At 54.8% G+C, this 22851-nt stretch carries 18 protein-coding genes; 6 read left to right on the forward strand and 12 right to left on the reverse strand.

Translation table 11 applies throughout. The features are described from left to right. The 7 genes from C4520_21325 to C4520_21355 all read right to left on the reverse strand — a co-directional run bounded on the left by C4520_21325 (position 1) and on the right by C4520_21355 (position 7191). Positions 1 to 3024 (reverse strand): extracellular solute-binding protein, encoded by a 3024-nt coding sequence (locus C4520_21325; GenBank protein RJP14549.1) that lies wholly within the window; start codon positions 3022 to 3024, stop codon positions 1 to 3. A gap of 29 nt (positions 3025 to 3053) precedes the next feature. Beyond that, positions 3054 to 3572: an Appr-1-p processing protein gene (locus C4520_21330; protein RJP14550.1), complete on the reverse strand. Its 519-nt coding sequence runs from the start codon at positions 3570 to 3572 to the stop codon at positions 3054 to 3056. A gap of 167 nt (positions 3573 to 3739) precedes the next feature. Continuing rightward, the gene (locus C4520_21335; protein ID RJP14551.1) at positions 3740 to 4087 is read right to left on the reverse strand and encodes a hypothetical protein; all 348 of its coding nucleotides are present in this window, start codon (positions 4085 to 4087) and stop codon (positions 3740 to 3742) included. Positions 4088 to 4120: 33 nt separating this feature from the next. After that, complete coding sequence (locus C4520_21340) at positions 4121 to 5569, reverse strand: RtcB family protein (protein RJP14552.1); 1449 nt, start codon at positions 5567 to 5569, stop codon at positions 4121 to 4123. A 13-nt stretch (positions 5570 to 5582) separates the two neighbouring features. Next, complete coding sequence (locus C4520_21345) at positions 5583 to 6032, reverse strand: archease (protein ID RJP14553.1); 450 nt, start codon at positions 6030 to 6032, stop codon at positions 5583 to 5585. A gap of 18 nt (positions 6033 to 6050) precedes the next feature. Further along, positions 6051 to 6653 carry a hypothetical protein gene (locus tag C4520_21350; protein ID RJP14554.1) on the reverse strand — a complete coding sequence of 201 codons (603 nt, stop codon included), beginning with the start codon at positions 6651 to 6653 and terminating at the stop codon, positions 6051 to 6053. A gap of 82 nt (positions 6654 to 6735) precedes the next feature. Further along, complete coding sequence (locus C4520_21355; GenBank protein ID RJP14555.1) at positions 6736 to 7191, reverse strand: response regulator; 456 nt, start codon at positions 7189 to 7191, stop codon at positions 6736 to 6738. 541 nt (positions 7192 to 7732) lie between these two features. On the opposite strand from C4520_21355, the gene C4520_21360 reads away from it, so the two are divergent. From C4520_21360 to C4520_21370, 3 genes are read left to right on the forward strand one after another with little or no spacing between them, the layout of a single operon-like run. After that, complete coding sequence (locus C4520_21360; protein ID RJP14556.1) at positions 7733 to 8995, forward strand: hypothetical protein; 1263 nt, start codon at positions 7733 to 7735, stop codon at positions 8993 to 8995. 25 nt (positions 8996 to 9020) lie between these two features. After that, entirely contained in the window at positions 9021 to 9746 is a 726-nt protein-coding gene (locus tag C4520_21365) for a GHKL domain-containing protein (protein ID RJP14557.1), read from the forward strand. Positions 9747 to 9773: 27 nt separating this feature from the next. Then, positions 9774 to 9998, forward strand: coding sequence for a hypothetical protein (locus C4520_21370; GenBank protein RJP14558.1), 225 nt, complete (start codon positions 9774 to 9776; stop codon positions 9996 to 9998). Here C4520_21370 and C4520_21375 read toward each other — a convergent pair. Genes C4520_21375 through C4520_21385 form a run of 3 tightly spaced genes read right to left on the reverse strand, consistent with a single transcriptional unit; the run spans position 9985 to position 13151 of the window. Next, entirely contained in the window at positions 9985 to 10866 is an 882-nt protein-coding gene (locus C4520_21375) for a ChbG/HpnK family deacetylase (GenBank protein ID RJP14559.1), read from the reverse strand. The two genes, C4520_21370 and C4520_21375, sit on opposite strands and share 14 nt — an antisense overlap. Before the next feature lies 1 nt (position 10867). Next, positions 10868 to 12385: a hypothetical protein gene (locus tag C4520_21380; GenBank protein RJP14560.1), complete on the reverse strand. Its 1518-nt coding sequence runs from the start codon at positions 12383 to 12385 to the stop codon at positions 10868 to 10870. A gap of 34 nt (positions 12386 to 12419) precedes the next feature. Next, positions 12420 to 13151 carry a glycosyltransferase family 2 protein gene (locus C4520_21385; protein ID RJP14561.1) on the reverse strand — a complete coding sequence of 244 codons (732 nt, stop codon included), beginning with the start codon at positions 13149 to 13151 and terminating at the stop codon, positions 12420 to 12422. 254 nt (positions 13152 to 13405) lie between these two features. On the opposite strand from C4520_21385, the gene C4520_21390 reads away from it, so the two are divergent. The 3 genes from C4520_21390 to C4520_21400 are packed head-to-tail and all read left to right on the forward strand — an operon-like array spanning position 13406 to position 19194. Then, entirely contained in the window at positions 13406 to 14875 is a 1470-nt protein-coding gene (locus C4520_21390) for a MerR family transcriptional regulator (protein ID RJP14562.1), read from the forward strand. A gap of 39 nt (positions 14876 to 14914) precedes the next feature. After that, complete coding sequence (locus tag C4520_21395) at positions 14915 to 17002, forward strand: hydantoinase/oxoprolinase family protein (GenBank protein ID RJP14563.1); 2088 nt, start codon at positions 14915 to 14917, stop codon at positions 17000 to 17002. Between the two features lie 26 nt (positions 17003 to 17028). Next, complete coding sequence (locus C4520_21400; GenBank protein RJP14564.1) at positions 17029 to 19194, forward strand: hydantoinase B/oxoprolinase family protein; 2166 nt, start codon at positions 17029 to 17031, stop codon at positions 19192 to 19194. A 3-nt stretch (positions 19195 to 19197) separates the two neighbouring features. Here C4520_21400 and C4520_21405 read toward each other — a convergent pair whose 3' ends face one another. Both C4520_21405 and C4520_21410 read right to left on the reverse strand, forming a co-directional pair. Beyond that, positions 19198 to 21615, reverse strand: coding sequence for a GAF domain-containing protein (locus tag C4520_21405; GenBank protein ID RJP14565.1), 2418 nt, complete (start codon positions 21613 to 21615; stop codon positions 19198 to 19200). Positions 21616 to 21906: 291 nt separating this feature from the next. Then, positions 21907 to 22800, reverse strand: a complete 894-nt coding sequence (locus C4520_21410) for an HDOD domain-containing protein (protein ID RJP14566.1) — start codon at positions 22798 to 22800, stop codon at positions 21907 to 21909. Positions 22801 to 22851: the final 51 nt, after the last annotated feature.

Consider the following 22851-nt stretch of genomic DNA (forward strand, 5'->3'; position numbering starts at 1 on the left):
TCAGTCCTTTTCGATTACCCTGATTATATTCTTAGTCATCGCTCCATTCTTGAACACGATGGAAAAGCTGTTGACTCCCTCCTCAAGCGGAAGGTTCATCGAGAAGGCGCCGCTCGAGGCTGCCGATAAAGAATGGGAATTGATCTCGATCGCGCAGTCTGGTTCCGTAACCCCATAAATGCGAACTGTCGCGGCATCAGTGTACCGCCTCTCCTCCGGATCCGTCAATACCAGCGCGTACGGACGGTCTATCATGGACGCGATCTCCGTGATTACTTCGCTGCGCGCCTGTTCGATTTTGCCGGGCTCGCGCGCAAACGACATGAGCGGCAATATACCTGCAGGATCGGTATGCAGCGAATCCCGGGAAACGAGGCGCCGGCACAGTTCTCCGATTCTTATTGTTGCCACATCTCCCAGATATTCGGCGGAAAGTATCTTCTGCACCGTCTCAATGTTTCGGCGCAGCAAGAATAGGTATTCCATATCCTCGAGCCCCTCGCGAAGCAGTTCCAATCGTATCGAGGGCGCCGGTCTCCCCCCCTGCGAATAAATCAGCACCCCCTCTCCGTTTCCAAAAAGCGGAATAAACGCTTCATCGAACGGCTGCGTCCAATTGGCTGCTTCCCAATGCAGAAAACCATCGATTCCATACAACTGCTGCATCCACGGGATTACCCTGAAGGCCGAGGGATCATCTTCTATATGAAGTGTCGGGAACGGCTTTACCGGCCCCGCTGTGTACCACCATACCGCTTCTTGCGGCAATCGCCCGTTCACCCGGGCAAGATATTCCGATCGATCGGAAAAAAGATGTGGTATCCCAACCGGCAAAAATGAGATGTGAATGCCCCAGATATCGACCGAGCCCACCAGCATCTCATCAGGCATACATGTGACCAGGAACTTTGGGCGCTTCCCGCGAGAATGGATTTCTCGACCCGTTTCCACGACCGCAGAATATTGATGGTACGTCGGCTCATCGATAAAGTAGACAAATATCTTGTCCAGCCACCCTTCTTTCTCCCCCAACTCCACCAGAGGAGCATACCATTCGTTGACCGGCGGCAGAGGAAACCGGCACGCGGAGACGCGCTCGTCCCTTAAGTACTCGCCAATCCTGTCCGAGTTCAGCGACACTGGGGGCTGGTATGGCGTCAGCCTTCGCTCAACAAGAAACCAGTAAAATGAATCGAGCACCTCCCGACCATCCGCCGAATTTTTATCCACTCCCAGATGACGGGCGACCAGATCGTAATTCAGGCCGACTACGGCTGGCTGTGACGGCGAAGCCGGAATCTCCCACGGGAGCACTTGAATTTTTATGGGAATCCGACACCATGCCTTCTCCGGATTCTCCAGAATTATCGCCAGCGTCCGCTCTCCAGCGGGAACACCTCTTCCCACAAAAATCTCCACCCAAAGCCTGACAGGTGCACCGGGTGAAAGATCAAATGAATCAACCGGCTCCAAGATATTGGGATATGCCCCCGCCTCGTTCGCAACCAGCGGCAGCGGCACGGTAGTGTCCCTTTCTCCATATACCTCAATGCGAAAATGTGAAGCATCTTCATTTCGGGGTGGCGATTCAACTTTCCACGTGACCCGTTCCGCCTCCTTCTCACTGCTGATCAGGAGTTGGAAAGACTCGTTTTCATTTCGGGCACACGTGACGGTGACGGGCAGATTCTTCAACCCCCTTCGTTCGCCAGCGAAAATGCGCCGAGTGCTTTCCGCCCACGACACTGATATTGCGTCTGAAGCAGCACCTTTGCCATGATTTTCCGCGTCAAATGAGCGCGTTATCTCCCGCAGCGCCTCTTCCGGCGACAGCAGCCCTGCATCCAGTTGGGCTACAGCCCGCGAAATCTTTGAAAATGCGCCACCGCCCAAAGACAGATCCAGCGGTTTCCCCGCCCGGGCCGATACCAGAACCTGTCGATATAATGGGTCATCTTCTTCGATTTCCATTCCCCCCGCAGTGCTTGTGAAGGGATTGACGTAGAAACATTTTTCCTGGAACATCCGATAGTACGACGGATTGAAGAATAATTCCAGGAAGGCCGATGCAGCTTGCAGATTGTCGGTCCGACACAGCACAAAAACCAGGCTGTCGGACAAAGCGGTCACACGGTTTTCCGAGACCGAAGGCATCGGCGCAATGACGAGTGGAATTTCAGTCGAATCCTGCATTGCCGAAACCAGGTTGGCATCTTCGATTTGGAAGAGGACTTTTCTATCCGTCACTTCAAGAAAATTTGGATCCCAGAACTTATAGTACGGAGGAAAAACATTTTGCTTTCGGAATTTGTGCAGCAGTTCCAGGATGTCAGCGAGGACTTCATCTTGCTTTTCTGCCCCCGAAAGCCCTTTCTGGACAGCGAGAATCGAGAATATCGAATCAAGAGAACGAGTGTTTAGCGTCCATATTTCTTCGGCGCCCGCAGGCCTGTGCTTGGCAACGTGCTTCTGCAATTGCAGGATGTCATCCCAATCCGACGGCAGCTCGGCCCCAATTTCCGCCAGCAAGGCGGGATTGCAGATAAAAACATACGGGTTCAGAGACGCAGGGATACCGTATAGAAGGTCTCTATACCGCACGTATTCCCTGGCGGGGGGAACAAGAACTTTATTTTTCAATATTCCGTGATTCTCGAGGAAGCGGTCAACCGGAAAAATGATGCCCTTATCCGCCAGCGCCGGGAGCGCCTCGCGCTCGACCAGCGCAAGGTGCGGCCGTTCCTCCGGCTTGATCGAACGAAGCTTCTCCGCTACCGCTCCTCGCGCAGGACCAAAAACCACATCCTCGACTCTTGCAGTCTGATCTCGGCAATTGATCTCTTTTATTATTGATTGCAGAATCTTCCGCCTCTGGCCGGTCTCCTGGTGCCAGAGAAGAAGACGTTCCTCAGAAGGTGCGCCGTCAGCATGGACAAATGCGCATGCGAAGACGGCGGCTGCAAGGGCGCCGAAGGCGAGACGAGTAAATTTGAGCACGGCCGTTCCACTGGCAAAAGCCGCCAAAGAGGCGGCGCCCGAGAATTATTAATGCATTACTGTTCTCGTGCGAGAACCCGATCAAAGACTTGCTTGTCAGCCTCTTTGAAAAGAGCAAAGATAATCTTTTGTATTGTCGAATCGTTTTGCTGGAGATGTTGTCGCGCCAAACCAATCATTATTTCCGCGCAGCGCTCAATCGGGAAACCGCCAATCCCCGTCCCGATCGCAGGAAATGCAATGGATCGAACGCCGGCTTCCTCTCCCCTGAGCAGGCTGTTCCTGACGGAGTCGCGCAATGATCGTTCGGAAACCGGTTCATCCCCCATGCTGGCGGCATGTATCACGTATTTTGCGGGAAGCCTGCCGGCGCCGGTAATCGCCGCTTCCCCTATCTCGATGCGGCCGATTTTATCGCATTCCTCCTGAATGGTGGGACCCCCTTTTGAACGTATCGCGCCGGCTACACCGGCTCCGAGGATCAAATGATTATTGGCGGCGTTAACGATGGCATCCACCTCGAGTTCGGTGATATCGCCGCGCACAATGGAAATCTCACCACTTCCTGCTTTCATTTGGCTTCACCTCCATGGGATCGATGCCGCCTTCAACCCGATTTTCCGGAGCGGGTCTTAAAAGCATTTTGCGTCCGCGCTTCGACCGCAATCTCGATCCTTTGAAGAGCGTCCCTCAATCTTGTGGAAAATGCCTTCTCCAGCATCAATCCTTTTGAGATACCGTTCTAGCAGGTCAGGTGAAGCGCGGCGATAACCTTTTTCCCCTGTTCGACCAGCCTGTTAAATTCCTCGCATGCTTTTTTGGTGGGAGCGGCAAGAACCCTCACGTTCAATTGCTTCAGCGCCTCGGTGACGCGAGGGTCTATTTGCATTCGTCCGGGATCCCCCTGTCCAATCACCAAAATCTCCGGAGGGTCTGCAAGGACATCCGGAATATCCTCTGTTTGAAGCCTGTGGCCTTCCTTACGCCACCACTCTTCTTGGATTTTGTCCGGATAGATGATCAGGTCAGACGCATATGAGCGCCCGCCGATGGTGACGGAACCAAAGGAATACCGATCAATAAGAGCCATAGTCTCTCCCTTTCCGGTGTAAACCCGGCGTAATCATCCTTTGATTACGCCGAGGGGGCGCAACTTTGCCACGCGCAGGCTTATTCCCGCCTGATGCATCACGTTCACAACGGCGTTCACATCTTTGTAGGCCTCGGAAACTTCCTCGGCGAGTGTGCTTCTGCCATGGGCCATCACAATAATGTTCTTCTCTTCCAATTCTTTCTTGATCGAGCGTCCCTTCGTCGCCTTGATTGCGGCGGAGCGGCTCATCACCCGGCCGGCGCCGTGACAGGTCGACCCGAACGTCTCCTCCATCGCCGCATTGGTGCCCACGCACAGGTACGATGCCCTCCCCATGTCGCCCGGAATCAGCACCGGCTGACCAACGTGCCGGTAATCGGCTGGGATATGGGGATGCGCTGGTGGAAAAGCGCGCGTCGCCCCCTTTCGATGAACCCACAACATGCGCTCCCGCCCGTCTACCGTATGCTTCTCATACTTGGCAATGTTGTGACACACATCATAGATCAGGCGCATGCCTAAATCGCGTGGATTCATGTTCAATGTGCGTTCAAATGCGGCCCGCGCCAGATGCATGATTACCTGCCGGTTTGCCCACGCATAATTTGCCGCAGCCGCCATGGCCGAAATGTAGTCCGCCCCCTCCTGCGATTCCGCCGGGGCGCAGGCAAGCTGCCTGTCCGGCAGCTCGATGTGATACTTCTGGATCGCCCGCGCCATCACTTTCAAATAATCGTCGCAGATTTGGTGGCCGAATCCGCGTGACCCGCAATGAACCATGACCGTGATCGAATCCTTCTCGATACCGAACACGCGGGCGGCCTCGGGATCATATACTTCCTCGACTTTTTCAATCTCGAGAAAATGATTGCCCGAACCAAGCGTTCCCACTTGAGCGGCTCCGCGTTCCACGGCATGGTCACTCACCTTGTCCGGATCAGCCCCTTGCAGGCACCCCTTCTCCTCGGTATGTTCGAGATCGGCGGCGTCGCCGTATCCATTTTCAACCGCCCACTTCGCTCCTTTCACAAACAGCTTTCTCTGCTCGTTTCGGGTCAGCTTCTCGATGCCGCCCTTGGCGCCGACGCCCGTCGGGATCGCCTGGAACAGCGCCATCACCAAATCGCGAAGGCGCGGCTGGATATCCTGCACCATTAAGTTAGTCCGGATCAGACGGACTCCGCAATTTATATCATAACCCACTCCGCCGGGTGAGATGACGCCGCCCTCTGCCGGGTCCATGGCCGCAACTCCCCCAATCGGGAATCCATAGCCCCAATGAATATCCGGCATCGCCAGCGAATATCTCACGATTCCCGGAAGCGTGGCCACATTGGCGGCTTGCTCGGGACTCTTGTCCTTCTGAATATCGCGCATCAGGCCCTCGTCAGCGTAAATCCTGGCGGGAACCCTCATCTGGCCGGTCTTGGCGATCTCGTAAATGAAATCGCCGATTTTTTTCATCGCCACTTGCGGCATTTCTCTTACTCACCTAAATGTCAAAAATCACCCGCGCGAGCCACTGCCCTTCTCTTCTGGCAACCTCGAGTTCGTGATATGTGGCCGCTTTGATGCTTTGTCCTATCGGATGCCTTTTCTGATCGTATGGCTCGCCCTTGATCGAAGCTTTCATCTTGTTATCCCTGACGGAGACCACTTCAAACCTGCTGAAGAACATCCCGCTCACCTCCGCCCGGAAAAGCAGTTCGTTCAGCCACGTCACCAGCAGCTCCTCGAGTGACTCCGCTTCCAGGCTGAGCTTCGCTTCTTCTTCTGGTTTCACCTTTCTCACATCGACCATCAGATCAAACATCGCACATCCGGCAAGCGCAAATAACTCTTCAAGCGTCTTCCCTCTTACCGAAATGCCGGTATCGGCGGTGTGCTCAATCACTTCGTACTTTTTCTTGATGTTTTCAGGCCCGGCGACTGCTTTCACAATCCCACCACCACGGTCGGCCTATTGTTGAATGAATGTAACTATCTCTCCCAAAACCAGTATAATGTAGCCTGCCACAAGAAGCAATGACCACAGAATCGAGAACCAGGAAGAGGAAAACCGGCGGGATATCACCAGCAGAATCAGCGCGACAAGGTCCAGCGCGACGAGGGGGCGGAAAAATGTCTCGCCGCGCAAAAGCCGGCCCGCAAGCAGGAAATCCAAAAAGAACAACAGATGAGAAACCATGATCGAAACAACCAACAGATATTCCAGCGGGGTTGCGGCGCGGCCAGTATCCGACTTCTCATCCGGATTCTGCTCACCGGCAACTGATTCAGATGCGGGCTTGGACGGTGAGTCCGAGCAGGATAAACAGTAAATCACCCCAAACTGGTTCAAACGATAACCGTTAATAAGCGATTTGCCGCATTTTGAGCATCGGCCCTTCACATAAATGAGCGCCGCACGCTCCCGAACTTTTTCCTGCACGGTCCCGTCAAAGCAGTCTTTGCAGAATCGAAGTCCCAGCGGGCTTTCTCGGTAGTCATCGGTCAGGGGCGCCGCACACCGCGCGCATACCGCGTGTTCCGGCCATTGCTCCTGATTATTCTTGGAAGGCATAACCGCGTCGTCTCTGAGCAAAATGCCATTATCTTTCTGACAGGCAAAATCTCACAACAGGGGCGGATCGTGTTTCTTGAGATCAGACGCGAGGTTCTTTATCCGGTTTGGACGCCGGTTGCCGGGAATCTTTTTCGGAATTGACGAGAAGTTTAACTTTTTTGATGAGATCGCGCGTGTTAAACGGTTTGATCAGGAGGTCGTTCGCCAGCTTGAGCGTCCCTTCCTCCTCCATTCGCTTCGTCTCAAGGACGTTACCCGTTATCAGCATCGCCGGAGTCTTTCTGAACTTGCTGCTCCGGCGCATCAGTTGGAGCAGCTTGGTCCCCGGAACCCTCGGCATCGATACATCCAGAATGACGGCGTTGAAGGCATGTTTTCGCAGCAGCTTGAAAGCTTGCTCGCCGTCGCGCGCCGTGTTCACCTGGAGACCTTCATGCTCCAGAATTGCCTTGATTACCTCCAGCACATCAACATCGTCATCGGCAACCAAGACGCGCTTCTTTCCCATATCGATTCTCCCCCAATTCACCTGCATCTACTGATAACCCTATGATACCAAAGCCTCGGGGGACTTGTTTGTCTTGAACGGATATGGGAGCAGACATATATAGGTAATCGCTTGCGGATGGAACGTGAATATGAAGCAGAAAATTGAAATGAAACGAATCTTCAATGCCCCTTCCCGACAAGCAGTGCGATTCTATCATGCGCCCTTTCTTTTTGCAAGTCTTAATTTTCAATATGCATGGAAATCAACCATTCGCGGCCAAAATTGACTTTTTCGAAGCGGCCTCTGCGTCTTCGCCTCCGTACCTCAAGAGCGTCTTCCACTCTTTCTCACTTTGGCAACAGTCAATAGCGGCGCGCCATGCACGGTTCCGCTCCGCGAACAGATGAGTTAACGGAATTGGACAAAACCGGACTTTCGGCATTTTTTTTGCTTATAATACAATTTAAGGTGGTCTTGCGCGTTTTTCTGCTCTATTTGGCTTTTTCCCCAACGTGATGTATAATTGAGGGGACCAAGAGGGGTTAAGTGGGCGTTCCGGCTGCCTGCTTTGTGCCGCAGGGGGGAAATGAAGAACAGTTTGAAAACGTTCATCGCAGGCCTTACCATATTGGTGGCGCCGGTTACGATTCTGGCGGAGGCCGCTTTTTTCGAGTCCCCCGCTTCACAACGAGAAATCCTTTTAGCCCAGAAGGAAGCTAACTCCTTAATCCTTGTCGATACGTCCTCATCGACTTCAGACCTTGTCCAGGCACTGCAGCAATCGACACTGAAGTATCAACGCCGATATGCCGCTCAGCTTCTCGGAGAACGAAAGGAACCGGGAACTGCCCCATATCTTGTGCAGGCACTTGATGATCCCGAGGATATAGTTCAAAAGGCCGCTGCGGAAGCCTTGGTTAACCAGCGCGATAAGAGCATCTTTCCCCAACTCATCGACACTCTGAGCGCACCCCGTCCTTCGGCGCGAGAATATTCCGCCTACGTTCTGGGGAAATTGGCGAATAAGGGCGACACTGCTGCTATCCAGGCACTGGAGACTGCCGCAGGCGATGAGAAAAGCAATGTCCGCGTCGAGGTGATTTATGCCCTTTATGAAATAGGATCGCCCAGCAGCAAAGGAATTTTTGTCAACGGATTAAATGACGAAGAAGCAAGAATCCGCAGTTATTGTGCAAATGCGCTCGGAAGCTTGAAAACGGCCGGCGCCGGAGCCGAACTTTCCGCCGCGCTTGATCGGGAGACCGATGAGAGTGTCAGGCGGACGATCATTTCCGCAATGGGGAAAATCGGTGGAAGCTCTTCCGCGAAAACGCTGGCCCAGGCCGTAACCAATGAGAATGCTTCCCTGCGGGGCGACATCGCCGACGCGCTCGGCGAAATAAAGACGCCCGAGGCGATTCGAGCACTCGTCGAACTGCTTGCCGATTCAAATCCCACGGTTCGGGCGCGAGCGGCTTCGGCGTTGGCGAATGCAAGAGACCCTTCATCGGCCGGAGCGCTTGCGAACGCGCTGAAAGATCGCTCGCCACTCGTTCGACGAGCGGCCTCCCGCGCGCTTATTTATATAGCTGATTCGACGACCATCAAGGAACTGGTGGACGCTTTGGGCGATTCGGATTCTGAAGTCGCCGAAAATGCAAAAGAAGCCCTAATTCACGTTAATGATCTCAACGCCGTGCATTCGCTTATTGACGCGCTCGACTCGGGCAACCCCAACAAACAGACACGTGCTTTGATGGTACTCGAAGAAATCACCCATCGGCCGTACGGGTCGGACGTCGTCAAATGGGTTCAGTGGTACGAGGAAAACTTCAAGACCAGCGAATAGTTGACGGCCACACGGAGCGCGCGCCGTGGAGCAACTTCTTCCCCAGGACGAGATAACGAAACGATTCCTCGAAAAATTGGTGGTGTGCCAGCGGCTCACCTTGCTGGGAAAGCTCTCTTCAGACCTCACTCACGAAATCAATAATCAACTCACCGGCGTCAGCGGATACGCACAACTGCTGCTCGGACAGGAACGGGCGCTGCTCATCGCCAGAGAACTGGAAAAAATCAGTTCCTCCGCCGACGAATGCAAGAAGCTGATCTTCAACTACAAGCGCCTCGCCAGGTTCACGAATCAGGAGAAAGAATACTGCAGCTTGAATATCATCATCCGCCAGGCGTTGGATCTATTTCGGCGCCAGTTCGCAAAAAAGAACCTCGAGATAACCGAAGACTATTCGGACGATCTTCCGGTGATCGAAACCAACGCCGGCGCGTTGGAGCATGCATTTGCGAATATCATCCAGAACGCGCTTGAAGCGCTGCAGGAAAGCGGCAGCCGGCTCTCCATTCGGACAGCGATCGAAGATCAGCAGTTGCTGGCTGTCTTTGAAGACGATGGCCCCGGAATTTCACAAGAGGCACATCAGCGCCTCTTCGCTCCCTTCTTCTCCACCAAGAGTCACCTGCATTGCATGGGCCTCGGATTGGCCGCGACCAAAGCGGTAGTGGAAGAATGCGGAGGGAAAATCCGGGTTGACTCACTGTCTGAATCGGGAACAAGTGTAAGAATTCTCTTGCCATTGGAATGAGATCGCGAACAGGAAGAATTCAGGACGATGAAAATTACGAATGAAATGGTCGAGAGTTTCCTCAGAAGTCTGGAATGCCGTTACGAGCGCGAGAAAATGTCGCTTGCCGGAGTGGAGAACGTCGAAATCCGGCTCTTTAACCATACCACCGGCGAACAAGCCGCCAGGCTCGAATTCATCAACAGCATCCTGACGAAGATAGATTATTGGGACCAGGAAAAAAAGACGATCGAAACGATCAAGTGGGACTAGCTGCTTCCTCGTCCCATCCCGCATAATTTACCAGCCGAATCCCCAGTCTCTTCACCGTCGCCGCTGTCTCCTGAGAACATAAAGCGGCCAGCTCTTCCCGCCAGCAGTAACCCCATGGGTGATCCCGATTCAATGCCGCGTTGTCCGCGCCCGGATGACAGGAAAGTTCCACGACTGCATCGGGAAGCTCCTGAAGCACTCTCAGCAACGCATCCTCCCGCAGACAGCCGGCATGTTCTATTCCCACGTGATAATCCGCCCAACGGAGCTTCGTCCCCCTCAACGTGCGCAGGTTCCATGCCGCCAATCGCCTCAGCAGCGCCTTTTTCATTTTCCCCCCAATATCGCCATTGCACCCGACGGTCCTGACGGGCGCAAAGGGCATCCTCACCCAGCTTATCCCAAATTCAAGCGCGAGGCCGATCACAATGGCAAAGATCGGCGGCGCCAAATGGATGTGCTGATGACTGTCTATATGCGTGATCGGAATGCCGGCCGAAGTTATTCTCTCTAATTGCGCCCGAAACTCTTTCTCCAGTTCTCCCGCATCAACCAGACGCAGAGCCGCCCGCATGGCAAAGATGATAGGACTCTTCGAAAAACGCCCTGTTCCGCCTGTCACGGAAGATGTTTCCGAACCGATGAGCGGTTTCCCCTTCAGGGACGGCCCGCGTGTCAACGCAAGATGCGCTCCGACCCCGAGGCGCGGATGCTTCTTGGCAAGCTCCACCGCATGTTCGAAGGCATCCCCGACCGCCAAAAGCGACGCGCTGGTGACAATGCCCTCCTCGTGAGCTCGAATGACGGCCGTGTTTATTTCCTTCTCGAGCCCGAAATCGTCGGCATTCACTATGAGCAACGTGGCCATTTCAACCGCTCCCTGAAAGCCGGTCGCTCGCGATCCGCAGCTCTGTCAGCCGGAAAAGACGCAACGCCCGAATATTTCGATTCAGCTTCCGGAACCGATATTCAAAAACCGGCTCGCACTGCGCGTCCACCTGCACGAACCGGAAATGGGGAATGATCTCCTGTGTCAAAAACACCGGTCGGCCTTCCCTCAATCGTTGCTGCGCCAAACGAAGCATATCCACTTTCATCACTACTTTGCCGGGACTATATTCGGTTACCAGATATACAGTCTCCGGCGGATTCTCCCGGTTGTAGTAGAGGATCATCGGTTCTGCGGCCGTCGTGAAAAGAAGGTTCCGCCCGACCGCCCGACCCACCTCGGTCGCGGCCTGCTTATCGTCGTCGTTGTGCCGGGCGTACAGTAGCTCGGACAAGTTCGGACCCAGCGCCGCCACGGCGACAATCAAAAGGGCCGCCGCCTTGGCGGGATGCACCGATTTCCATTTCGCCGGAAGCACTTCATCCAATTCATCACCCGCGGAGAACACCAGCAGAAGCGCCGGCGGCAGGAGCACCAGAAAATACCGGTTCATCGAATACATGCCCGAATAGAACACGTACGCGCTCGCAATCCAGGAACCGGCGAGAAAAACCAAAAGATACTTGCGCCTGAACAAGAGAACAGCCAGGCCCAATACCCCAAGCGCAAGAAGCGCCGGGGTCAAAGCCGAAAGAGCGATAAAGAAGCTGCTCTTGTAGTACCTGCCCAGCTCATAATAGGTGAACAGAAAATCACTCGAATATGAGGCCAGATGCTGCACCAGGGCGGGGCGGTAGACCGCCGCCAGACACACGACCGCTCCGCCGGCGGCAAAGATCGACAGGCGCGCCAACGGCCTCCACGCGCCGGTCCCCCTGACGTGAAACAGGAACAGAATCAGCAACGGCATGCTGATGAAAAACACGCCGCTCGGCCGGGCGCACCACGTTGCAGCAAAAAAACACCCGAACAGAATAGCCGCCGCACGACCTCCATGATCCAGCACACGCTGGAAGAAATACACCGCCCACAGCGCGAAGGCAAATCCAATAATCTCGTGCGAAAGATATGCCGAAAACTCGAGGAACGTGGGCGAGATTATCAGGGCGATTGAAGCAAATAGAGCAGCTTTCCGGTTCACCAGCCACGCGACGAGTTGGAAAAAGGGCCAGATGCTGGCGGCCCCGAATAAGACCGCTAGAGTATTGAGAACCGTCGCCTGCTCGGCGCTGATTGCACGGGCGACTCTCGTCCCGACCACGAAAAAATACATGGTCAACGGGTGATCCCAATAGGAAGAATAGGTGCTTTCGTCGAGGTACTTCAGCGCCGAGAGCGCCTCCCGGTACGAATCGGGTTCTCCCATATTCGGGCGCATGAAGAAGAAGCCGATCAGGAGGGACCCAACCACAAGAGCGGCGGGTAGGGCGGCGGGATTATGCTTAAACCTCATGTTCGCCCATGAGGGAACTTCGGGTTCGGTTGCTTTCATTACCATCGGCCCCGAACGGAGATGAAGAAGAAGGAGAGGCTCATGATCTCCTGGAATCGTGGGAATTGAAGAGACGTCGAAGCATGTATCTGGACATCTCGTACAGGATCCTTGCGATCACGGAAGGGCTCGCCAGAGTAGATTCGCCGAGCGTGCGCGGATAGTACATGATCGGAATCTCCCGAATCCGGCCGCCCAGTCTCTTCGCCTCAAGCAGCATTTCGGCATCGATGAACGAACCCTCCGATTTCAGGTCGAGCTTCTGCAGAAGCTCGCGCTTGACCATCTTATAAGAAAAATTTACGTCCTGGGTGTCCAGCCCAAACAACATCCGGATCATCTTATTGTACACAGCCGTGTACAGAATCCGTTTCAGCGATGGCTCGCGCGCCAGTCGCCGGCCATTCACAAAATCGTACTCCTCCATCAACGGAATTGCCTTCTTCATATCTTCCATATCGATGGGGTTATCTGAATCCGTAAGGAAAATCAGGTTCTTGCGCGCTGCCGCAATCCCGTCCCGCAACGTCCGCCCAAAACGGTAATTCTTGTCGTGATGGATCACCCGGAGTGCGGCGTGTTCCTGCGCCATCTTGTCAAGCAATTCGGCCGTGCCGTCGAGGCTGCCGTCATCAACAACGACCACTTCATAATCATCGCAGGCGCTCCGAAGAACCGCGAGAGATGATAGCACCGCTTTCTCGATGTTTTCCCTTTCATTGTAAGCGGGCATTACAATCGAAATGCTCGGCCGGTCGGGGTTTTCTCCCAAGCCACGTCTCCCGAATGAAGAAAAAGACCATAATTTTTTTAACGTATCACAGAATAAACCGCTTCATCGCACATTTCCTGAAGCGCTGCAACTCCTTAAAAATGATACATCCCCATCATCCGCTAAGTCAAGCGCCGCCAATCGCTCGCAACTCGTTCAACGGGGCCATTTCTTGGCGCTTGACAAACGAACCGCGTTTGATTTAGAATCTGAGCCATTAGGAAGTCGCACTGTCTAGTTTGAGCGCTCCGCCGATGAGAAAACAGCCGATACAGCCGCCGGGATTGAGAATAAGTCAGCTCGCCGCTCTGGCGGGTGTGCCGGTCCCTACCGTCAAGCACTACCTGCATGAGGGGCTCCTCCCGCGACCCATCAAAACGGGTCGCACCATGTCCTACTACGACGCCGCCTGCGTGGACAAAATCAGGTTGATCAAGCGCCTGCAAAGCAAGCGATTCTTTCCGCTGAACGTGATCAAGCGGATAATTGACAATGGCGCCATCGCTGCCGGTGAACTGGCGCTGGGGGAAGCGCTCCTCGATATCCCCGCTGAGCCGGAGGACGTACAAACTGTTTCAAGAAAACGAGTCGCCGGACACACCCGTTACTCGCTGAAGAAGATCGACCGGATGGAGTCGCTCGGTCTTCTCCGACCAGTTATCACCTCTCGAGGAAAAGAGTACGATGCGTCCGACTGCCGCGTTATTGCGCTCATGCGCCAGCGTGAGGAGGCTGGCTTCCCGTTCGACTATTCCCTGGAAATGATGTCGGTGTACCGCCGCCATATCCAGGAAATTGTGAAGGAGGATGCAAGGCTGTTCCTTAAGAGACTCTTGCCTTCTTCTTCTCCTGCCAGCGCCGCGCAGTACATAAGAGAAGGCGACAAGGCGCTCGGCGCCTTTATGCCGTTGATGAAGGCGAAGCTTGTGCGGGCGCATGCAGAAAAGGTCATTGAGACGGTGAATTCGGCGCCCGAGCACCTGAAGGAAATACTTCGCTTCCGCCGGGCGCAATCATTTTCTTCCACAGACTTGTCATTCAGCGAAATTCCGCGGGAAAATGTGAAAAGGACGCTGATTGCGGCACTCGGCAAGCGGCGCGATTTTCCCGCCGCCCCTCATTTCAGAACGCTCGGCCAGGCGGTGTTGTCGGCCGCCGCCGGTAATTTTCGGCTGACCCTGGCTCATCTGGAGGAACTGAAAGCCCCGCCTGAATTGTTTCCACTTGTTGCCGCACTGAAAGGGTTGGCCTTGTATGGCAGTGTGCCTGAGACGCGGGGCGTTTTTTCAACCATCCAACCGATCCTCGATGCAGTCGCGGCATTTCGAGATTCCCGCATTCGGGTGGATCCTTATGAGGTCTGCCTCATCTCATCCTATATCCGGGGGGCGGTCCTTTCCGTGATCCCCGACGTCTTCGATACGCATTCGGAGGCGGCAATGGACCTGAAGGCGGTCGCTGAAGCGCACGAGGTCGGCGAAGAATCTGCGTGGAGAACGATTGCCGAAGAGCTTAAACTCAAGGCTCTGTTCCACCTTTCGCAAATGCTGATCTCAGACGAAGCCCTCGAGTCGGCTCGACACGTGCTCACTCTGTTAAAGGAGAAAGCGGGAGGAACCTTCTACGGAAAATGGGCTTCAAAACAATTGGCGGCCTTGGCTGAAGAAGGCGATGCGTCTGATCCAGTCACACATTCACGTGCCGGACCGGAGCATAAACGGTAAAGAACAAAACGCTGAGGATGCCCAAAAGGAGCGAAGACCGTGGGATATAAAATAGGAATCGATGTTGGCGGCACCTTTACCGATCTGGTCTACACGGACCTGACGGCTTCAATCGGGGTGGTCAAAACACTGACTACTCCTGAAAATCAGGCGTTGGGGGTGATGGCCGGTATTAAAAAAATCGCCGTACGCGAAGGGATGACGCCCGCGGAGCTTCTGGCGCAAACGGAACTGCTCATCCATGGGACGACCGTCGCGACCAACACCATGCTCGAATTCGATGGCGCGTTAACCGGTCTCATTACAACCGACGGTTTCCGGGATGACATCGAAATCAGGCGCGGCTACAAGGAACGCATCTTCAACCCGCGGCATGAAGCGCCGGTGCCCATCGCGCGCCGCCGGCACCGCCTCACGGTGGCTGAACGAGTGGACCGTGAGGGGAAAGTTCTGATCGCGCTCAACGAGGATGAGGCCGTCGAGCGGGTTCGAAAGCTGAAGAACGCCGGCGTCGAGTCAATCGGAGTATGCCTCTTCTTCGGGTTCCTGAATCCGGCTCACGAGAAGAAAATCGCTGAGATCATTCGGCGCGAGCACCCGGCTGCTTTCGTCTCGCTCTCCCACGAGGTGCTCCCGCAGATACGCGAGTTCGAGCGTGTCAGCACCACGCTGGTCAACGCCTACACTGGCCCAAAACTCAAACATTATCTCGAACGTCTCGAAACCGAATTGAAAAGAAACGGCCTCGAGAGCGAATTCTTCGTGATGCTCTCAAACGGCGGAATCATGAACGCCGCCTACGCCGGAAACTTCGCCGTCTACAGCCTGCTCTCCGGCCCGGCCGGCGGGGTGGTCGCCTGCGCCCAACTCATTGGAACCCTTTGCAACGAGCCGAATCTGATCACCGTCGACATGGGCGGCACCAGCTATGATGTCTCGCTCATTCGCGGCGGAAAGCCGGCAGTCACTACTGAGTATTGGGTCAGCCGCTACCGGGTGGCGGCGCCCATGCTGGATATCCATACCATCGGCGCGGGCGGCGGCAGCATTGCCTGGGTCGACGCGGGCGGCGCTCTGCAGGTAGGTCCCAGAAGCGCGGGCGCGCTGCCGGGGCCGGCATGCTACGGGAGGGGCGGCGCGGAGCCGGCGGTAACCGACGCGAACCTTCTGCTGGGATACCTCGATCCGGATAATTTTCTCGGCGGCGAAATGAAACTGGATCGCAATGCGGCCGAACGCGCCATCGAGGAAAAGGTCGCGCGCCCGCTCGGACTCGACGTCCTCCATGCGGCCCACGGGATATTTCGCATCGTCAACAACAATATGACCAACGGCATTCGCGTCGTATCCGTCCGCAAGGGATATGATCCGCGCGACTTCACCCTCGTCGCGTTCGGAGGAAACGGGGCTCTTCACGCCGGTGTGCAGGCAAAAGAACTGGGCATCGGGAAAGTCATTGTCCCTCGCATTGCGACCGCATTCTCCGCGCGCGGTCTCCTCGCCTCGAACATCGTTGTGAACAAGATGCGAACCTATATCGGCCGCTCGGATGCCCACGAACTCCCCCAGATCAATGCGCTTATCCATTCGATGAAAGAGGGGGCGGAACAGGATTTGCCCGCTGCCGTGAGAAAGCGCGCCGGTTTGGTGGAGACCGTAAAGTGGAACTATCAGATTGACATGCATTATAAGGGAGAGACACACGAGATCACCGTCCCGCTTGGGGCGGAGGATGGGGCCGTCACCGACCAAACTCTGGGCGCGGCGGTGGAATCATTTCATGCCGCCCATGAGATGCTCCATACTTTTTCCAATCCGGGCGACCCGGTCTTCTTCATGAATCTGCGGGTGGAAATGATTATCGAGACCGAAAAACCGCCTGTTCAACGGCTTGCCTTTCAGGGAGAGGACCCTTCTGCGGCCCTGCGATCAACGCGAAATGTCTTTTTTAATGAGCAGGGCGGCTTCATCCAGACCCCGATATACGACGGCGCGCGTGTCCGATGCGGAAATGTCTTTGTCGGCCCTTGCATCATCGAGGAGCCCGCGACAACCATAGTCGTTTACCCGAAGCAGAGGGCGCGCCTGACAGAGTACGACAGTTATGAGATGGTGATAGCAGGATAACCGGGCTTTTATTCAGGAGAATACGCATGAATACTTTGGACCCGATAACGACCGAGGTGATCCGCTGCGGCCTCGAAACCATAGCCAACGAAATGGGCGACACCATGATTCGAACGGCAACCACTCCGACTTTCAGCGAGTCCCATGATTTCTCCACCGCCATCTTCGACGGCGCCGCCAGAATCATCGCGCTCGCCGACGCTTTGCCCATTCATATGGGCGCATCCAAATTCTCCGTAATGGCGGCTCTTGAAGCTTTTCAGGACGATCTCCATACCGGCGACCTCATTGTTGTCAACGATCCGTATCACGGCGGTTCTCATCTTCCTGATTGGACCATGATGACCCCGATATTCTTCGAAGGACGCCTCGTTTTCTTCCCGGTGACACGCGCCCATCAGGGCGATACCGGCGGCGCTGTTCCCGGCGGCTACAATCCCGGCGCGGTCGATATCTGGCAGGAGGGCCTGCGTCTGCCCCCGATAAAGATTTACGAACGCGGCCGCCCCAGAAACGATATCATCAAACTGCTCCAGATCAACAACCGCGAGCCGACGTTCCTCGGCGATTTGAAGGCGATGATCGGCTCGGTGAGAGTGGCCGAGCGGCGCCTCCTGGAAATGCTGAAAAAATACGGCGTGCAGGTGGTCACCGATTGCCTGGACGAGATCATCCGCTATACCGAACGCAGGTTCAGGGCTGAGATCGAGGAGTGGCCCGACGGTATCTACACCGGTGAGGCTTACCTCGAGCACGACTGCCAGGGAACACGCGACGTAACCGTTCGCGCCACAGTTACGGTTGCCGGCGACTCCCTGAAAATCGATTTCGCCGGCAGCGATCCCCAGACCCGCGGTTTCATCAACAGCTCCGTCCCCAACTCCTATTCATATATCTTCCTGACGCTGTCCAGCATGATCGACGACTCCATCCCGCGTAACGAGGGGTTGCTTCTTCCCGTTAAGATACTCCTTCCGGAAGGGACCGTAGTCAATCCGCGCCCGCCCGCTCCATGCACGGCCTGCACCCTGCACGCCGGCGGCGAGATAGGGGAGGCGGTCGCTGTCGCGCTGGCAACCGCGATACCGGAAAAAGCGTATCCTCAAAATATCAAGCTGGGAATGCCCCTCGTTACCTACGGTGCGAACCCCTATTCCGGCGAGTTTTACGTCGATCAGAATGTCACCATGGCGGCAGGCTGGTGCAACGCCGCCTGCGGAACCGACGGCTGGGGCGCAATGTCCCCCTTCTTCGGCGCAATGACGATGGCCACCGGTGAATTGCACGACATGTACTATCCTGTATTGACGGTGGCGCGGCAGTATCTGACCGACTCCGGCGGGGCCGGCACATGGCGGGGCGGCCTCGGAACCCTGCTGAGGATGAAGGCGCTGGCGCCCATGTTCATGCATACGTACGTCATCGGCACCAGGTATCCTATGCGCGGATTCAACGGCGGTCTGGATGGCTCGCCGAACAGCATCATCTTGCGCGAAGGGAGCCCTGCGGAGATCGAAATCGAGGCAACGGCTTTCGAAGAACCTCTCTCGGCCGGACACATGGTTACCGCGAAACTCGGCGGCGGCGGCGGGTGGGGCGACCCCCTCACACGCCCTCCACAGGCGGTCCTCGATGACGTCCTCGATGAATATGTATCGCTCGAAGCCGCCCGGCGCGATTATGGCGTCGCGATCGATGAGCGCCAGATGCGGATCGACCTCGAAGAAACCGGGCGACTTCGCCAACAATTGGCAAAAGAACGCGCCGAAAAACAGCACGAAAAAATGGTTGCCGTACGGTACCTCTCCCCTGAGTGGCAGCACATGTGCCAGGCGGCCGTTAACGAGGACCCGGATTTCATCAACCTGGCTGCCGGCATGACAATCGAGCTCAACAACATCATTGAAAACTGCCCGGACGGCAGCACTCGCTTCCTCTATTGGAAATTCGAAAAAGGGAAACTCGTCGAGACGCGGGTGGGGCTGGCGGAAGAATTCAGGCAAACCTCTCTCTTCACAACGATCGCATCCTATGACACTTTCATGAGGATCAATACTGCCAAAATAAGTGTCGAAGCGGCAGTCGTCGAGGGATTGGTTCGATTTGAAGGCGACCTTGCCGAAATGATGCGCTTCGTGGAGCCGCTCAATAGATTCACAGAGGTGCGAAGGAGGATTCCAACACAATATTGAAGCTCAAGAAGGATCCTTTGGCAGGAGCGGGCGCAGTGTCTTGCTGATTACCTGACGGAGGTCTTTCATCGAAAACGGTTTTAGCAGGAAGGGGCGGCCGCTTTCCTCCAGGAAACGGGATGTCTCGCTTTCCATAATATCGCCGCTGATAAAGACGAAATGATTCGCCATCTCCGGCTTCTCTTTCGTGAAGATATGAAACAGGCGGCGGCCGTCCAGTCGGCCCGGCATCTTGATGTCGCTGATAATCAGGTCGAACGATTTCTCCTTCAGCCGCTCGAATGCCTCATCGCCGGTCGACGCGCATTCGACTGCGAATCCTTCTGCGCGGAGAGCCGTTTCTAAAAAATCGAGGACCACCTCCTCATCGTCGACTATGAGAACCCTTCCCTTTTGTGCGGCCGCCTCACTGCCGTCCAATTGCTGCTCGCCGCCGTCGGAGTAACTTTGCTCGTCGGTCACCGGAAGACAGACGACAAATCTCGCGCCCCTCTGATAGCGTTCGTCCAGAAAGAGCATGCCGCCGTGTTCCTGAATGATGCCATAGCTGATGCTTAATCCCAGCCCGGTTCCCTTGCCGATCTCCTTTGTGGTGAAGAATGGTTCAAAGATTTTCTGTACGTTGCCTTCCGGCACGCCCGGCCCCGTATCGGCGAATGCGATTTCAATCGCAGCGCCGTCATTTACAAGCCGCGTCGTGATAGTAAGGTCCCCGCTTTCCCTTCCCGTCATCGAATCGTAGGCGTTGTTGATCAGGTTCAGGAAAACCTGCTCGATCTGATTCATGTCCACCAGCGCGATGGGCTCGCCTCTCACGAATTCCCTTGTAATCGTAAAACTGCGGAGCCTGAAATCATGCTCGCGGTGTTCGATCGCTCTCTCTATCAGTTCGTGAACTTTCGCCGGCGCTTTCTGCAACTCCGTCTTCCGCGCAAATGAAAGCAATCCCTGCACGATCTTCCGCGTCCGATCCACGCAAAGAACTATCTTGTCCAGCATCTTCTTTTGCTTCGCTGTAACTGATTGGTCGGATCGCAGAAGGTCTGAATATCCCTGGATCGCCGCCAGCGGATTATTTACCTCATGAGCGACGCTCGAAAGCATCTCTCCTAACAGCGCCAGCTTATCCGATTGAATCAATTTGCGCCGGGTCTCCCGCAATTCCAGGATGTTCTCGCGAAGGTGCGATATCAGCCGGCAGTTGTGGATGGCCATCCCGATCTGGTTGCCAAACGAGATCAGTAGTTTCTCCTCCTCTTTCGCCATAGGACCGCTCCGGCAGTCCACCGTCATCAGGATGCCCATGCACTGCTCGCCTGAGAAAAGCGGTATCCCCGCAATATTAATCTCGTCCGGAAGCGGACATCCGTTTCCAATCAATTCGCCGGAAGCGCCGCTCCGATGGAAAATGCCCGCGCTCGCCATGATCTCGCTCCCGAAACTCCTGTTGAGAATAGCGAAGACAGAAGACAAATCTTTCAGGCTGCGCGCCGTTGATGACTTCAATGCTACAGTGGCGTCCCCCTCGACAATAAAAATTGCAGCGCCGGATACGTCGATTGCTTCCAGTATCCTCTGCAGCGACTCGTCAAGCACCTCGTCCAATTCGAGGTTGGCGTGCAACAGCTCCGATAAAGCTACGACCGCCCCCAATTCCTTGTTCCGTCCGTGTAACTCCGAATTTACCCGCTTCAATTGCTCGACCGCCAACGCATAACTCATCGCTACCGAGGCGGTGGACGCTATAATCGAAAGCGCATGCTCCTTGCGATGGGTAAACGCGCCGGGCTCGGAATTGCTGATGTTTAACACCCCGTGAACACGGTACTCGTGGATCAGGGGAATACTCAGGATCGACCGGATGCTTACTTTTTGCGTCCCATCCCGCACAAACCGCGGATCGCGCAGAGTATCATTTATGAGGATGCTCTTCCTTTCCGCTACCGCCTTGCCCGCAATACCCTCGCCCACCTTGAACGTCTTGCCCGACCATCGGCTGTCGGCGTACAGCGTGCCGCTGTCATCTAATAAACCCTTCGCCACCAGCAGCTTCAGCTCTCCTTTGTCCTCATCTAACACCATTACCGATGCATTCTCGACATTCATCATCTCGGTAATGAACTGCACGAGTTTCTGGCAGATTTCGGTAAATCCGAGACCGATCTGGATCGAGTCATTGAGGAGGCGGAGGATCGAGAACTCTCGAATGAGTTCCTCGTAATCATGTGAGGCCTTCCGGAGAGCCTCAGCATAAATTTGCTTTTCAGTATTCTCGGGATGATTTTTCATGAGTCCCGCGCAATGAGAAAAAGAAAACAAAACAGACCTTGATAAGGGGCGTATATCATCGTCAGAACTATGGCAAACATCATGCCATCCAAGCTTCGCTCCTTTTCTTTTCATGAAAATAGTCGCACCCATGAGTAAAATTAGCCCTTATTTTGGCCTGCCTCGGTCCCCCAGATTGTAGCTCGACTGCTTCCAGGAAATGATTGCTGAACCAAACTGCACCGCTTTGCACAAATTTGTAAATGTTACAAGAGTAGGCAAAAGAAGGAGCAATCTGCCTGCTGACGCGAATTGTGATCATTTCATAACGGCGGATTTAAATCGCCAAATTCAAGCAAGTGCCCCCAATGGAGGAAACCGTTTTTGCTACCAGGAATGGAAACGCGTAAGAGGATCTGGGAGAGTAAATTTACCGAATAGTTGCTATATCAGCATGATGTAATTAACCGACTCATAATAGGCCTGAAATGTCTCGGATAAAATACGGCTGATATTTTCTGCGGAGTTCTCATCCTGATTCGAAAATACAAGCTCCCACGCCCTCGGTTCTTCGATCCTTGAACAACTGGCGTCTCCGTCCCACCCTATCCTGTGGTGGCCGCAGAAGCTCTCCGCCAGAAATGCCAGCGCAGCCAACTGCTGGTCCTTGACATCGGCGGCTTTTTCCATGGAGGGAAGAGAATGATGGTATAAAATCGCATCCTTGAGAGAATCGGGCAACCGCCATTTGTCCACGAGCCATTCTCCAACCCGTTCGTGAGATTCCCCTAAAATCTGCCGCTCCGCCTCGATCATCGGCACATCAGATCGAGTAACCTCATCGTAAATCAAAGAGAATTCCTCCCCGAAATACTCATCTATCACTATCTTTCCCATGTCATGCAGCAGACCCGCAATGAAATCATTCCCCTTGGCCCGCATCCCCACTTTACAGCTCAAAATGTGCGCCACCATCGCACAACTTGCGCTGTGCAACCAGAATTGCCTCCGATTATACAACGCGTGCGAGTTCATCTTCTTAAACGCTTCAAAGAGAGAAAGACCCAGTGCAATGTTGCGCACCTCGTTCAGGCCAAGAACCACAATTGCCAAATGAAGCGAATCCACCTGGCGTGTCATCCCATAAAAAGGAGAGTTTGCTATCTTCAATATCCGGCCGGCAAATGAGGGGTCTTGATGAATGGCCTTGCTAAGATCTGCGATCGAAACATCGGGATCCGATGCAAGCTCAAGGATCTTTATCCCCAGATCGGCTATCGTCGGCAGCTCTTGCACCCGCTCGACAAGCAGCTTCAGGTCTGCCTTGCTATGGGTCATCAGGCTACGCTCTCCCCAGTTATTAACAAGTAATCGCCTTGAGAAAGGTGC

It is taken from the genome of Candidatus Abyssobacteria bacterium SURF_5, from assembly GCA_003598085.1.
In the GTDB taxonomy this organism is placed as follows: Bacteria; Abyssobacteria; SURF-5; order SURF-5; family SURF-5; genus SURF-5.